This window comes from Aeromonas sp. ZOR0002 (assembly GCF_963866995.1).
Lineage (GTDB): Bacteria > Pseudomonadota > Gammaproteobacteria > Enterobacterales > Aeromonadaceae > Aeromonas > Aeromonas caviae.
Map to the genome: position 1 here is coordinate 1 of NZ_CAWMFQ010000176.1, position 14199 is coordinate 14199.

The following is a 14199-nucleotide window of genomic DNA, read 5'->3' on the forward strand; positions in this document are numbered from 1 at the left end:
TAGGGGCGCATTATAGGGAGCCGCGCCGTGATGACAAGGGCTATTTTGCGAAAAATAGCCCTTTTTACCGTTTTGTGACTCGAACGCCTACTTATCAAACAAAAAGCCCTGCTTACGCAGGGCTCTGGCCGCTTTGAATGACGTTACTGTTACTTTTTTGACCAAAACTCACGGGCAAAGCCGCGCACCTTGTCCCAGTCGGTGAATTCCAGATCCTTGCTGGTATCCGTGCTGCCCCCGGTGATCTTCATGATCAACTGGATGATGCGGGTCTGCCACCAGTTGTAACGGGAGTACTGCAATGCCCCGGCAAACACCCCCAGAGTTTTGGGCTTCCAGGGAGAGAGGCGCAGAAACTTCTTCATGTAGGCGTTGGTCTGCGGCGTCTGCTTCTCGGGCTTGCGTGCCGTCAGGTTCACGCAGAAGAACGCCGCATTGGCTACTTCCAACTGTTCATGATGTGCGTGTATGAAGCTGAGCAGGCTGGGGTGGAAGTTACCATAGCGAATGGAAGCGCCAATCAACACCTTGGCATACTTGCTGAGGTTGCACATGGGCAGGGTGTGCAGGTCGTGCATCACCACTTCGCATCCTGATATTTCCTCCAGCATGACATCCACGATTTTCCGCGTTTGCCCGTCCCGGGAAGAATAAAGCACCAAAATCTTGTCCATACCAACCTCAACTACGCCAGAATGCAGGAGTAAACAGTACCAGAAGTGTGAAGATTTCCAATCGACCAAACAACATGGCCACGATCAATATCCACTGTGCAGTGGCCGAGATATTGCCGAAGTTGGCCGACACCTCCCCCAGACCCGGCCCCACGTTGGTGAATGCCGCAGCCACGGCGGAGAAGGCCGTCACTTCGTTCAGCCCCGTCATCAGCAGCAACAGCATGAAGATGAAGAACAGGATGATGTAGGTGGCAAAGTAGCCCCAGACCGCTTCCACGATCCGTTCCGGTACGGCACGGCGTCCCAGCTTCAAGGTGTAGATGGCCCGCGGATGCACCAACCGTTTGAGTTCACGCATCCCCTGCAGGAACAGGATCATGAAACGCATCACCTTGATGCCCCCCCCGGTACTGCCGGCACAACAGCCGATGAAGGCAGAGAACATCAACAGCATGGGCAGGAAGGAGGGCCAATCCGCATAGCTGGTGGTGCTGTACCCCGTGGTCGTGCCCAGAGACACCGCCTGGAACAGGCCATGGTTGAGCGCATCCTGCCAGGTATCGTAGTGGCCGTGGAACAGCAGAGAGACGAAACAGATCAGCACCAGCACGCACTGGATGCTCAGAAACACCTTGAGCTCGGAGTCACGCAGATAACTGCTCACGCGCACCGGCTTGTGGGCAAACACCATGAAGTGCAGCGCGAAGTTGACGCTCGCCAGCAACAGGAACACCACTGTGATCAGGTTGATGGCCGGGCTGTCGAAGAAACCGATGCTGGCGTCGTGGGTCGAGAACCCCCCAACCGACAAGGTGGAGAAGGAGTGGCAGATGGCATCGAACAACGTCATCCCCGCCATCCAGTACGCGAGAGCGCAGAGGGAAGTCAGCAACAGATAGATGAACCAGAGCGCCTTGGCCGTCTCGGCGATGCGCGGGGTCACCTTGTTGTCCTTGACGGGCCCCGGGATCTCGGCGCGATAGAGCTGCATGCCCCCGATACCCAGCAGTGGCAGCACGGCCACCGCCAGCACGATGATCCCCATGCCACCGAGCCATTGCAGCAGCTGGCGGTAGAAGAGAAACGCTTTGGGCAGATTGTCCAGCCCGGTCAGCACCGTTGCGCCCGTGGTAGTCAGGCCGGAAAACGACTCGAAAAATGCCTCCGAGACCGACATGTTCGGCACGTCGCTGATGATGAAGGGGACGGCACCCACGCTCCCCAGCACCACCCAGAACAGCACCACGATGAGGAAGCCTTCCTTGGACCTGAGTTCCTTTTTCTGGTGGCGGTTGGGGAACCAGAGCAGGAGGCCGAGCAGGAGGGCTATGACGAAGGAGTTGACGAACTCGGTACCACCGCCATCACGATACCCAAAAGCGACCATCGCGGGCAGCAGCATGGTCGAGCTGAACAGGGCAACCAGCAGACCGACGATACGAATGATGCTCAGAATCTGCATTCCGGCTCCCTCTTCAGACTAAAAGAGCGATGGATTCTAGCCATCTAAGGGACGAAGGGATACCCGACCCTGGGTCCGGTCGGTCAATTCCTGTGCGATACGGGCCCAGAGTGCAGACTCCCACGCTACCTGAAGGGTGACGCTGGCACCATAATCGGCCACCAGCAACTGCCCTTGATGGGCAGAGATGAGGGACTCCACGGCCCCCATGTCGGTGTAGTCACACTGGATCACGGAAGAGGTCAGCTGACGCTTGATACAGGTTTCAAGTTGCTTGAGTGCTGCCCCCACACCACCGCCATAGGCCTTGACCAGGCCAACGGTCCCCAGCAGCACTCCACCGTAATAGCGCACCACCACGGCGGCGACTTCACCCAGACCGGCCCCCATCAACTGGGCCAGCATGGGTTTGCCCGCTGTGCCCGAGGGTTCGCCATCATCACTGAAACCATAAACCTGGCTGTCTTGCGGGGCGCCGGCGACAAATGCCCAGCAGTGATGCCGGGCTCCCGGGTGTTGCTGTTTGATCTCGTCTATCCAGGCCTTGGCGGCCTCGACGGTCGGAGTGTGGGCGATGTAGGTAATGAAGCGGCTCTTCTTGATCTCCTCGCTCACCTCCAGTGGGGCTGCCGGTATGGGGTAATCCGTCGCCATCAGAGCCCTGCTTGTCTGGTCAGGTTCTCCACCCCGTTGGCATGCAGCACCACGTTGTCCTCGATGCGAATGCCACCATAGGGACGCAGCGCCTCCACCTTGTTCCAGTTGATCCGCTTGCCCTGCTCACCTTGGCGCAGCGGCTCCAGCAGGCTGTCGATGAAGTAGAGACCCGGCTCTATGGTGAACACCTGGCCCACTTCCATCACCCGGGTGCAGCGCAGATAGGGGAACTGCTCGGGGGCCGCCAGGTGGGTGCCGCGCTCATCCTGCATGAAGCCGCCGGCATCGTGTACCTGCAGGCCGAGGAAGTGACCGAGACCGTGGGGGAAGAAGACATTGGTCACCCCGGTGTGGATCATCTCGTCCACCGACATGTCTACCAGTTCGGTGGCTTGCAGCAGGCGCGCCAGCCTGTGGTGCATCTGCAGGTGCAGCTCGCTGTAGCGGCGGCCCGGCTTGATCTCGTCGATGATCTCCTGTTGCTGTGCATCCAGCGCTGCGATCAGATCGGCGAACTCACCGCGGCGCCAGGCCCAGGTTCGGGTAATGTCGGAGGCATAACCGTGCACGTCCACACCGGCATCGATGAGGAAGGAGTAACGCTCCGCATCCGGCACCCGCTGGGTGGAGAGATGGGTGTAGTGCAGGATGGCCGCATTGCGGTTGATGGCAACAATGTTGCCGTAGGGCGCCTCATTGGCCCCCTGTCCGACCGCCTTCATGTAGGCCAGGTTGATCTCGAACTCGCTCGCCCCCGCCATGAAGGAGTCCTTGGCCGCGATGTGGCCGCGCACGCCGATGCGGTTGGCATCGCGAAGACATTCCAGCTCATAGGGCGTCTTGTAGGCACGGTGGTAGTGCAGGTAGTTGAGGACCGCCTCCGGATTGGGCTGGCCCAGTCCCAGCAGCTCGGCCACTTCCAGATGGCCGCCCAGATAGGCCCACTCCTGCTTGTTGGCCGGCAGGTGATCGGCAACCTGCTCCGGGCGAGTCAGGAAGCGAATGTCGAAGAAATCGATCCAGAAGGAGTTGGGCAACTCCGCCACCTTGTGCCAGAAGTCCACCGGCCGGTAGAACAGCAGCACCGGCTTGTTCACCCCGTCCACCAGCAACCAGCAGTGAGGGTTGTCCAGCACCGGCAGCCAGGCCTTGAACTGGGGATTCACCTTGAAGGGATAATCCTGGTCATCGAGGAAGATGCGATGAGTCTGGCCGGAGTGAATAGCGAGGCCGCCAAGACCCTGTTGTTGCAGGATGTCGCGGGTACGCTGCTGAAGGGTGTCGAGATGCTGGGCAAAAAGTTGGCTGTAACTGCTCATGGCGTCCTGCTCCGGGCGAATGTGACTTCAGCATAACATCAAGCGAATCAAGGCTCGAGCCACCCGGCTTTCGCTTCGTGAGGTAACGCATAGGTTACAGGCTTTTTGTTATGAAGATAAAACAGACAATTAACAAACAAAGAACAATTCAATACACTGCCCACAGACAGTAGATATCAGCCGTCAGGAACAACTCATGCAAAACCTTTGTCTGTGGACACAGGATCAGGACAGGATGCAGCACTCCAACCTCCACCAGTTCATGGCCGAGGTCAATCACTTCCATGGCCTGCAACTGCGCAGCTATGCCGACCTGTATCAATGGTCGGTGGAGAAGACCACCCGCTTCTGGCCCCTGGTGTGGCAGCACTGCGGCGTCAAGGGCGAGCTTGGCAACATTGTGGCGGAGAACCGCCAGGATATGCAGCGCGCCCGCTGGTTCCCCGACAGCCAGCTCAACTTCGCCGAGAACCTGCTGCGCCGTCAGGATGAGAGCCCGGCCATCATCTCCCGCATCGAAGGGGGTCCAAGCCGGACCCTGAGCTGGCATGAGCTGGCAGATCAGGTCGCCCGCCTGGCCCAGTGGCTTCGCAGCCAGGGCATAGGCCGGGGTGATGTGGTCGCAGCCTACCTGCCCAATATCCCGGAAACCGTGGTGGCCATGCTGGCAACCACCAGCCTCGGCGCGATCTGGACCTCCACCAGTCCCGATTTTGGCGAGGCCAGCGTGGTGGAGCGCTTCGGCCAGACCCGTCCCAGGGTGCTGTTCGCGGTGGATGGCTACCGCTACGGCGGCAAAGCCATCGACATTCAGGACAAGGTGGCCAGCGTCGTCGGTCAGCTCGACAGCATAGAGCAGACGGTGCTGATCCCTCTGCTTGGCAACCCGCTGCAGCTTGGTCACGACTGGCAGCAACTGCTGGCAAGCCAGCATGATGCCCAGCTCGCCTTCGAGCCCATGGCCTTCAACGACCCGCTCTATATCCTCTACTCCTCCGGTACCACCGGCAAACCCAAGTGCATCGTGCACGGCATTGGCGGCACCCTGCTGCAACACCTGAAAGAGCACCAGTTGCACTGCGACATCAAGCCGGGGGAGCGCATCTTCTACTTCACCACCTGTGGCTGGATGATGTGGAACTGGCTGGTGAGCGCCCTCGCCTCCGGCGCCACTCTGGTGCTCTACGATGGTTCCCCCTTCTACCCGGATGGCAACGTGTTATGGGATCTCACACGGGACGAAGAGGTCGCCCTGTTCGGCACCTCGGCCAAGTATCTCGATGCGCTGCACAAGCAGGGTTATGCCCCCATCAAGACCCACGACTTGCCGCACTTGCGGCTGATCTGCAGCACCGGATCCGTGCTGTCGCCGGAGGGGTTTGACTACGTTTACCAGCAGATAAAGCAGGATGTGCAGCTCAGCTCCATCTCTGGCGGCACCGACATCTGCTCCTGCTTCGTCATCGGCAACCCCTTGAGCCCCGTCTATCGCGGCGAGAGCCAGGGGCGCGGCCTTGGTCTCGCGGTGCAGGTATTCAACGAGGCGGGCCAGCCGGTGCTGGGGGAAAAGGGCGAACTGGTCTGCACCAAGCCGTTCCCGGCCCAGCCCATCTACTTCTGGGGGGACGAAAACGGCGACAAATACCACGCCGCCTACTTCGAGCGGTTCGACAACATCTGGTGCCACGGGGACTGGATCGAGCTGACCCCGACCGGCGGCATTCTGTTCTACGGCCGCTCCGACGCGACCCTCAACCCGGGCGGCGTGCGCATCGGCACCAGCGAGATCTACCGCTATGTGGAACAACTCGATGAGGTGGAAGAGAGCATCGTCATCGGCCAGCAATGGAAACAGGACGAGCGGGTGGTGCTGTTCGTCAAGCTCAAGGCGGGTTGCAAGCTGGACGACGGGCTGCGTGAGCGGATTTGCCAGCAGATCAAGCGGCACTGCACCGCCCGTCATGTGCCTGCCCGCATCCTGCAGGTGGATGCCATCCCCCGCACCAAGTCCGGCAAGATAGTAGAGCTGGCGGTGCGGGAAGTGGTGCACAACCGCCCCGTCAACAACACCCACGCCCTCGCCGATCCCGAGGTCTTGAACCAGTATCGCAATCGGCCGGAACTGGCCAGTTGATACCACGCTCATCTCCATCGGAGGCGCCGCAAGGCGCCTCTTTTTTGCCCGTTTTGTGATGAAGAGCTTTTACTCGACAACTGTTAAACAAATGTTTTAAATAGGTGTTGAAAATGTCTCCTTTTGGATCAATAGTGAGCCTCGCCCCCTGCTGGGGATAAAGGAGCACCATTCCCCACAGAGTGGGAACAAGGAGACACTCTCATGATCTACCAAGGCGAAACCCTGACGGTCAGCTACCTCGAAGACGGCATTGCCGAGCTGAGGTTCGATGCCCCGGGTTCAGTCAACAAGCTGGATCGCGCTACCCTGCTCTCCCTGAGCGAAGCGATCGCCGCATTACAGCAACAAGCCGATTTGAAGGGTCTGATCCTCACCTCCGGCAAAGACGCTTTCATCGTCGGCGCCGACATCACCGAATTCCTGGAACTGTTCGATCTGCCGCAAGAAGACCTGCTCGGCTGGCTGAAAAAGGCCAACGACATCTTCAACGCCATCGAAGATCTGCCGGTGCCCACCCTCTCCGCCATCAAGGGCCATGCTCTGGGCGGCGGCTGCGAGACCATTCTCTCCACCGATTTCCGGCTGGCCGACACCACGGCCAAGATCGGCCTGCCCGAGACCAAGCTCGGCATCATGCCCGGCTTTGGTGGCACTGTCCGTCTGCCGCGGGTGATCGGTGCCGACAACGCGCTGGAGTGGATCACCACCGGCAAGGATTACCGTGCCGATGACGCCCTCAAGGTGGGTGCCATCGATGCCGTGGTCGCCCCCGACGCGCTGCACAGCGCCGCCGTGCAGATGATCAAGGACGCGATCAAAGGCAAGCTGGACTGGCAGGGCCGCCGCGCCGCCAAGAAGGCACCGCTGCGCCTCTCCAAACTGGAAGCCATGATGAGCTTCACCACCGCCGCTGGTATGGTTGCCGCCGTGGCGGGCAAACACTATCCGGCCCCCATGGCCGCCGTGAAGACGGTGGAAGCCGCCGCAGGCATGGGCCGTGACGAAGCGCTGGCCGCCGAGGCCGCCACCTTCATCAAATTGGCGAAAACCGACGTGGCCAAGGCCCTGGTCGGTATCTTCCTCAACGATCAGCACATCAAGGCGCTGGCCAAGAAGGCCGCCAAGCAGGCAAACAAGGCCACCGGCCATGCCGCCGTGCTGGGTGCCGGCATCATGGGGGGTGGCATCGCCTACCAGTCTGCCAGCAAAGGCATCCCGGCGGTGATGAAGGACATCAACGAGAAAGCGCTGGCACTTGGCATGAATGAGGCCACCAAGCTGCTCAACGGCCAGCTCGAGCGCGGTCGCATCGACGGCATCAAGATGGGCCAGGTGCTCTCCGCCATTACCCCAACCCTCAGCTATGACAACGTCAAGCATGTGGACGTGGTGGTCGAAGCCGTGGTCGAGAACCCGAAAGTGAAGGCGGCCGTGCTGAGTGAAGTGGAAGGCGTGATCGGCGAAGACGCCGTGCTCGCCAGCAACACCTCCACCATCCCCATCTCCCTGCTGGCCAAGGGACTGAAGCGCCCCAAGAATTTCTGCGGCATGCACTTCTTCAACCCGGTGCACCGCATGCCACTGGTGGAGATCATCCGCGGCGAGCAAACTTCCGATGAAACCATCAACCGCGTGGTGGCCTACGCCGCCGCCATGGGCAAGTCCCCGGTCGTGGTCAATGACTGCCCCGGCTTCTTCGTGAACCGCGTGCTGTTCCCCTACTTCTTCGGCTTCAACAAGCTGGTCGCCGATGGCGCCGACTTCGCCGCCGTCGACAAGGTGATGGAGAAGGAGTTTGGCTGGCCCATGGGCCCCGCCTACCTGCTGGACGTGGTCGGCATCGACACCGGCCACCACGCTGGTGACGTGATGGCGCAGGGTTTCCCGGCACGCATGAGCAAGGAAGGCCGCACCGCCATCGACGTGATGTACGAGGCGAGCCGCTTCGGTCAGAAGAACGGCAAGGGCTTCTACGCCTACGAGCAGGACAAGAAGGGCAAGCCGAAGAAGGTGGCCGACGCAGCCAGCTACGAGCTGCTGGCCCCCATCGTCAAGCCGAAGCAGGATTTCGACAAGGAGGCCATCATCGCCCGCATGATGATCCCGATGATCAACGAGGTGGTGCTCTGCCTGGAAGAGGGCATTGTCGCCACGCCAGCCGAAGCCGACATCGCGCTGGTCTACGGTCTGGGCTTCCCTCCCTTCCGCGGCGGCGTGTTCCGCTATCTGGACACCATTGGCCTGGATCGCTACGTGGCCATGGCCGACCAGTATGCCGACTTGGGCCCGCTCTACCGCGTCAGCGACAAGCTGCGCGAGATGGCTGCCCAGGGCAAAACCTTCTACTGATTGCGGAAAGGAGATCCATTCATGAAAGACGTAGTCATTGTCGACTGTATCCGGACCCCCATGGGCCGGTCCAAGGGCGGCGCCTTCCGCAACGTGCGTGCAGAAGACTTGTCCGCGCACCTGATGAAATCCATCCTGCTGCGCAACCCCAACCTCGACCCGAACGAGATCGAGGATATCTACTGGGGCTGCGTGCAGCAGACCCTGGAACAGGGCTTCAACATTGCCCGCAACGCCGCCTTGCTGGCCGGCATTCCCAAGCAGGTGGGGGCGGTCACCGTCAACCGCCTGTGCGGCTCAAGCATGCAGGCGCTGCACGATGCCTCCCGTGCCATTCAGGTAGGTGATGGGGATATCTTCATCATCGGCGGCGTCGAGCACATGGGTCACGTGCCGATGAGCCACGGGGTGGACTTCCACCCCGGCATGGCCAAGTCGGTGGCGAAAGCCTCCGGCATGATGGGGCTGACCGCCGAGATGCTCGGCAAGCTGCACGGCATCAGTCGTCAGCAGCAGGACGAGTTTGCCGCCCGCTCCCACCGCCGTGCCCACGCCGCCACCGTGGAAGGGCGTTTTGCCAAGGAGATCGTCGGGCTGGAAGGCCATGACGCCAGCGGCGCCCGCTTCTTCTACGACTACGACGAAGTGATCCGCCCGGAGACCACGGTCGATACGCTGAGCCAGCTGCGCCCGGTGTTCGACCCGGTCAACGGCACCGTCACCGCCGGCACCTCCTCGGCCCTGTCCGATGGCGCCGCCGCCATGCTGGTGATGAGTGCGGATCGCGCCAAGGCCCTCGGCCTCACGCCCCGCGCCAGGGTGCGCGCCATGGCCATCGCCGGCTGTGACGCCGCCATCATGGGTTACGGCCCGGTGCCGGCCACCCAGAAAGCGCTCAAGCGGGCCGGGCTGACCATCGGCGACATCGACCTCTTCGAGCTGAACGAGGCGTTTGCCGCCCAGTCCCTGCCCTGCGTGAAGGATCTGGGTCTGCAGGATCTGGTGGACGAGAAGGTAAACCTGAACGGTGGCGCCATCGCCCTGGGTCACCCGCTCGGCTGCTCCGGTGCCCGCATCTCCACCACCCTGATCAACCTGATGGAAGAGAAGGACGCCACCCTGGGAGTCGCCACCATGTGCATCGGCCTGGGTCAGGGCATCGCCACCGTGTTCGAACGGGTGTAAGTGAATCACTCCTGACCGCTCACCGGTCAGGGACGCCGCCTCGGGGCGGCAACAACAGACAGAAGGCGGCCCTGCTTCCCGGCACAGCGGCCCCATCACGAATACCGGGTCGGCCTGCCGACCCTGCTGTCGAGTCTGTGGAACGCGCCACACGGGGTGCGCTCCTGCCGTCGGAATCTGCGTGTTGGCCGGCCCGTTTGGGTCGGCCTTTTTTATTCTTTTCCCGCGATCGGGGCCAATCCTGAGGCTATATTGCCCATAACTTCACATTAGAGGGGGGGCTTGCTTGCTTTTTGCTCCCCCGACAGGTTCAATCTGCACAAAAAAATGGGTGGATGCACATACATATGTCAACGAGCAAACAACTGCTTATCGTCGACGACGATCGGGAGATCCGCGAGCTGCTCAACGAGTACCTGACCCGGGCCGGTTTCGAGGTACTGACCGCGGCCGAAGGGAACGAGATGCGCCAACAACTGGCCCAGCACAACCCGGACCTCATCATTCTGGACATCATGATGCCCGGCGACGACGGCTTTACCCTCTGCCAGCAGATCCGCCGCGACTCCCAGGTACCCATCATCATGCTGACCGCCGCCTCCGACGAAGCGGATCGGGTGATCGGTCTGGAACTTGGCGCCGACGACTACATCGCCAAGCCGTTCAGCCCGCGCGAGCTGCAGGCCCGCATCAAGGCGCTGCTGCGCCGCGCCGAATTCCGCCAGCCGGAGAAAGAAAAGGAACCGAGCCGTCGGCTGCGCTTCGCCGAGTGGACCCTGGACACCCTGAGCCACCAGCTGACCCACGAAGATGGCAGCCTGCTGGATCTCTCCGGCAGCGATGCCCTGCTGCTCGGCATGTTCCTGCAGCAGCCCGGCGTGGTGCTGGACCGGGATACCATCTCGGACGCCACCCGCGGTCGCGAGAGCCTGCCCATGGAACGCGGCATCGATGTGCAGATCAGCCGCCTGCGCCAGAAGCTGGGTGACAACGGCAAGAGCCCGCGCATCATCAAGACCATTCGCGGCAGCGGCTACATGCTGATCGCCGAAGTCCACGAGATCCCGTAACAGACAGACGCTACGGCGAGACCTTGAACGGGCAGAAGAGAGACCCATGACGGGGCAACGGCAAGGCACAGAGGTAAGCACCCCATGCTGATCGACAAGAGACACACGCTGCCATGACGGGGCAGAAGTTCTGGCGGGCCCTGGTGCCCCGCTCCCTGCTGTCGCGGATGCTGCTGCTGTTGCTGCTCGCCATCCTGCTCTCCCAGACCATCCTCACCGGCATCTGGATGCAGCAGATCCAGAAGCGGGAGCTGGAGGGCATGCTCAGCACCACCCGCAACCTGGCGCTGTCGGCGGCTTCCACCGTCAACTTCTTCAAGTCCCTGCCCCTGCAATACCGCCACATTGCCCTGGATCAGCTGCGCAACATGGGGGGCAGCCGCTTCTTCGTCTCCCTGAACGAGGAAGAGATCCACATCAGCGCCATCCCCGACAGCGAGCGCAAGACGCTGGTGCTCAAAGAGGTGCAGGAGGTGCTCAGCCGCAAGCTCTCCGACGCCATGGCGATCAAGGTGGACTTCTCCCGCCCCGAGGAGCTGCACGTCTTCAACAACGACACCCTGCTGGCGGATCTCCCCTCCTCCTGGGCCCGCTACACCCTGTCCCTGGAGCCCATCAATCCGCCGGTGCTGGTGACCCAGATCGAGATAGAACCGGGGGAGTGGCTCTATCTGGCGGCCCTGCTGCCCGCCCCCTACATGACGCTGGATGACACCGTGATGCCGAGCAATCAGGTGCGTTTCATCGCCCTGATGACGGTCTTCCTCTGCTTCTTCACCTTCATGCTGGTGCGCTGGCAGACCCGCCCCCTGCGTCGCCTCGCCAAGGCGGCGGTCAACCTCGGCAAGGACATCGACCAGCCGTCCCTCAAGGAGGAGGGTGCCTCCGAAATCGTGGCGGCGACCCGCGCCTTCAACATCATGCAGCAGCGCATTCGCCGCTTCATCGACGATCGGGAGCGCCTCTTCAGCTCCATCTCCCACGACCTCAAGACCCCCATCACCCGACTGCGACTGCGGGTCGAACTGCTGGACGACGAGGTGCAGATCGCCAAGTTCAACAAGGACCTGGACGAGCTGGAGCTGATGGTCAAAGGGGCGCTGCAGACAGTCAAAGAGACGGACATTCACGAGAACCTCGAGCAGATCGACGTCAACGCCCTGCTGGAGCAGATGGCGGAGGCCATGAACCTGCACGAGGATCTGCTCACCATCGAGGGCCACTGCAAGTGGCCCTATCGCGGCAAGCTGCTGGCCCTCAAGCGCTGCATCGGCAACCTGGTGGACAACGGCATCAAGTACGGCCAGAAGGTGCGCATCATCATCATGGATGACGAGGAGATGCTGATCCTCTTCATCATGGACGAGGGGCCCGGTCTGCCGGACGATCAGTTCGAGCGCATCTTCGAGCCCTACTACCGCCTCAGCACCGATGCCGCCGGCACCGGGCTGGGCCTTGGCATCGCCCGCAACATAGCCCACGCCCACGGCGGCGACCTGGTGCTGGAAAATCGCCCCCAGGGCGGCCTGCAGGCCACCCTCTCCCTACCAAGGCAGTAATGTATGAAGTGGTTGTCTTTTTCTGTCATCGCCCTGCTCCCCCTGCCCGTTTGTGCCTCCCAGGTGGAGGTATTGCACTGGTGGACCTCCGGCGGCGAGGCCAGGGCCGTGGAAGTGCTCAAGTCCGAGTGGGCCGAACAGGGCAACCAGTGGAACGACTTCGCGGTACAGGGGGGGGGCGGCAAGAGCGCCATGACGGTGCTCAAGAGCCGGGCCCTGGCGGCAAACCCGCCGGAGGCGGCCCACCTCAAGGGGTTCGAGCTGCACGAGTGGGGCAGCCTGGGCTTTCTGCGCGACCTCACCCCCATGGCCGAGCACCTTGGCTGGTACCCTCAGCTGCCCCCCATGGTGCGCGATACCCTCAGCCAGAACGGCGCCCTGATGGCGGTCCCCACCGGCATCCACCGGGTCAACTGGCTGTGGCTCAACCGCAAGGTATTCGAGCGACAGGGGCTCAAGCCCCCCACCGACTGGGCCCAGTTCGTGGCGGTGGCGGACAAGCTCAAGGAGCAGGGCATCACCCCCCTCGCCATCGGTAACGAACCTTGGCAGATCGCGGTGCTGTTCGAAACGGTGGCCCTCGGCGAAGGGGGCAAGACCTTCTATCGCAAGGCCTTCCTCGAACAGGACAGCGCCACCCTGACCGGCCCCGACATGGTGCGGGTGCTGACCCGCTTCCAGCAGTTGCGCGCTTATGTGCCCGAGAAATACGCTGGCCTGAAATGGCACCAGGCCACCAACCTGCTGGAGAGCGGCGGCGCCGCCATGCAGGTGATGGGGGACTGGGTGAAGGGGGAGCTGAGCGCCGGCAACTACCGCCCCGGCGAGGATATCGAGTGCCTGCCAAGCCCGGGCAGCCAGGGGCTGTTCAGCTACAACCTCGACTCCATCGCCATGTTCAAGCAGCGGGATCCCGCCCAGTTGCAGGCCCAGGGCGAGCTGGCCAGGCTGTTGATGACGCCACGCTTTCAGGAAGCGTTCAACCGGGTGAAGGGCTCCATCCCGGCGCTCATCAAGCCGGACATGAGCAAGTTCGATCGCTGCGCCATCCGCTCCTATCAGGATTTCCTCCACGCCGAGCAACAGGACAACCTGCTGCCCAGCATGGCGGAGGGGATGGCGGTGCCCACCAACATGCGCCAAGGGATCATGGATGTGCTGAGCAGCTTCTTCAACGACGCCAGGGCCAACCCCGAGCAGACGGCGCAGCAGCTGGAACGCGCCATGCGCTCGACCCGTTCAGGCGCGGAGCAGAAATGACAAAGGCGGACATCGTCCGCCTTTGAGTGCCGAGAGCCAGGCTCTCAGGAGGGATCGTTCTCGTCCTCATCCTCGTCGTAGTAGTCGCTGAGCTCGATCCAGAGCCCCAGTCCGATCATCACCATGGAGCCGAACCAGGTACCGGTATTACCTATCGGGCTGCCCAGCACTATCATGGCGAACGACAAGAACCCCATGCCTGCGTAGGCTTGCAATCTGCCGTAGGAGACCTGCATATTCACACCTCCTTGTTGAATATGGTTCAATTTTTATATTACTCATCGAGCGAAGCCTGGGTAGAGCCGGTTCACATTTTGGTAGCATATGCTGCATAACCGCCCCGTGGTTTGATTATTTTTTCGCCGTGAGTATCATTGCTGGCCGAATTGGTTGAAGGTTGATTATTGATGAGTGCTTTATTCTGCGGCGCAACGCACGAGCTGGACGCAATCGGGCTTCGTTGCCCCGAGCCCGTGACGATGGCGCGCAAGAAGGTGCGGCTGAAGGTTGATTATTCATGAGTA

The 14199-nt window shown here is 61.6% G+C and carries 11 protein-coding genes and 1 pseudogene; 7 read left to right on the forward strand and 5 right to left on the reverse strand.

Annotated elements, in window-relative coordinates:
* Positions 1 to 149: 149 nt before the first annotated feature.
* The 4 genes from hemG to pepQ are packed head-to-tail and all read right to left on the reverse strand — an operon-like array spanning position 150 to position 4115.
* The gene (gene hemG / locus AACR77_RS10605; RefSeq protein WP_029313439.1) at positions 150 to 674 is read right to left on the reverse strand and encodes a menaquinone-dependent protoporphyrinogen IX dehydrogenase; all 525 of its coding nucleotides are present in this window, start codon (positions 672 to 674) and stop codon (positions 150 to 152) included.
* 7 nt (positions 675 to 681) lie between these two features.
* Positions 682 to 2139 carry a TrkH family potassium uptake protein gene (locus AACR77_RS10610; protein WP_042881326.1) on the reverse strand — a complete coding sequence of 486 codons (1458 nt, stop codon included), beginning with the start codon at positions 2137 to 2139 and terminating at the stop codon, positions 682 to 684.
* A 36-nt stretch (positions 2140 to 2175) separates the two neighbouring features.
* The gene (locus AACR77_RS10615) at positions 2176 to 2793 is read right to left on the reverse strand and encodes a YigZ family protein (RefSeq protein WP_042881328.1); all 618 of its coding nucleotides are present in this window, start codon (positions 2791 to 2793) and stop codon (positions 2176 to 2178) included.
* Positions 2793 to 4115, reverse strand: coding sequence for a Xaa-Pro dipeptidase (gene pepQ, locus AACR77_RS10620; RefSeq protein ID WP_010672417.1), 1323 nt, complete (start codon positions 4113 to 4115; stop codon positions 2793 to 2795). Before pepQ ends, AACR77_RS10615 begins: the two co-directional genes overlap by 1 nt.
* Positions 4116 to 4311: 196 nt before the next feature.
* Here pepQ and AACR77_RS10625 point away from each other — a divergent pair, with 196 nt between their 5' ends.
* The 6 genes from AACR77_RS10625 to AACR77_RS10650 all read left to right on the forward strand — a co-directional run bounded on the left by AACR77_RS10625 (position 4312) and on the right by AACR77_RS10650 (position 13675).
* A complete protein-coding gene (locus AACR77_RS10625) occupies positions 4312 to 6249 on the forward strand; it encodes an acetoacetate--CoA ligase (protein ID WP_042881330.1) in 1938 nt (645 codons plus the stop codon).
* 204 nt (positions 6250 to 6453) lie between these two features.
* Entirely contained in the window at positions 6454 to 8601 is a 2148-nt protein-coding gene (gene fadB / locus AACR77_RS10630) for a fatty acid oxidation complex subunit alpha FadB (RefSeq protein WP_042881331.1), read from the forward strand.
* A 21-nt stretch (positions 8602 to 8622) separates the two neighbouring features.
* The gene (gene fadA, locus AACR77_RS10635) at positions 8623 to 9786 is read left to right on the forward strand and encodes an acetyl-CoA C-acyltransferase FadA (protein ID WP_042881333.1); all 1164 of its coding nucleotides are present in this window, start codon (positions 8623 to 8625) and stop codon (positions 9784 to 9786) included.
* Positions 9787 to 10133: 347 nt separating this feature from the next.
* Positions 10134 to 10856: a response regulator gene (locus tag AACR77_RS10640; protein WP_042881335.1), complete on the forward strand. Its 723-nt coding sequence runs from the start codon at positions 10134 to 10136 to the stop codon at positions 10854 to 10856.
* 113 nt (positions 10857 to 10969) lie between these two features.
* On the forward strand, positions 10970 to 12415 hold the full coding sequence (locus AACR77_RS10645; protein WP_010672412.1) for an ATP-binding protein: 1446 nt from the start codon (positions 10970 to 10972) through the stop codon (positions 12413 to 12415).
* A gap of 3 nt (positions 12416 to 12418) precedes the next feature.
* Positions 12419 to 13675 (forward strand): ABC transporter substrate-binding protein, encoded by a 1257-nt coding sequence (locus AACR77_RS10650; RefSeq protein WP_042881337.1) that lies wholly within the window; start codon positions 12419 to 12421, stop codon positions 13673 to 13675.
* Positions 13676 to 13719: 44 nt separating this feature from the next.
* On the opposite strand, the gene AACR77_RS10655 is transcribed toward AACR77_RS10650, so the two are convergent.
* On the reverse strand, positions 13720 to 13911 hold the full coding sequence (locus tag AACR77_RS10655) for a hypothetical protein (RefSeq protein WP_010672410.1): 192 nt from the start codon (positions 13909 to 13911) through the stop codon (positions 13720 to 13722).
* Between the two features lie 171 nt (positions 13912 to 14082).
* Between AACR77_RS10655 and AACR77_RS10660 the strand changes: the two are divergent.
* Positions 14083 to 14178, forward strand: a pseudogene (locus tag AACR77_RS10660) (sulfurtransferase TusA); the annotation flags it as partial.
* Between the last annotated feature and the right edge of the window lie 21 nt (positions 14179 to 14199).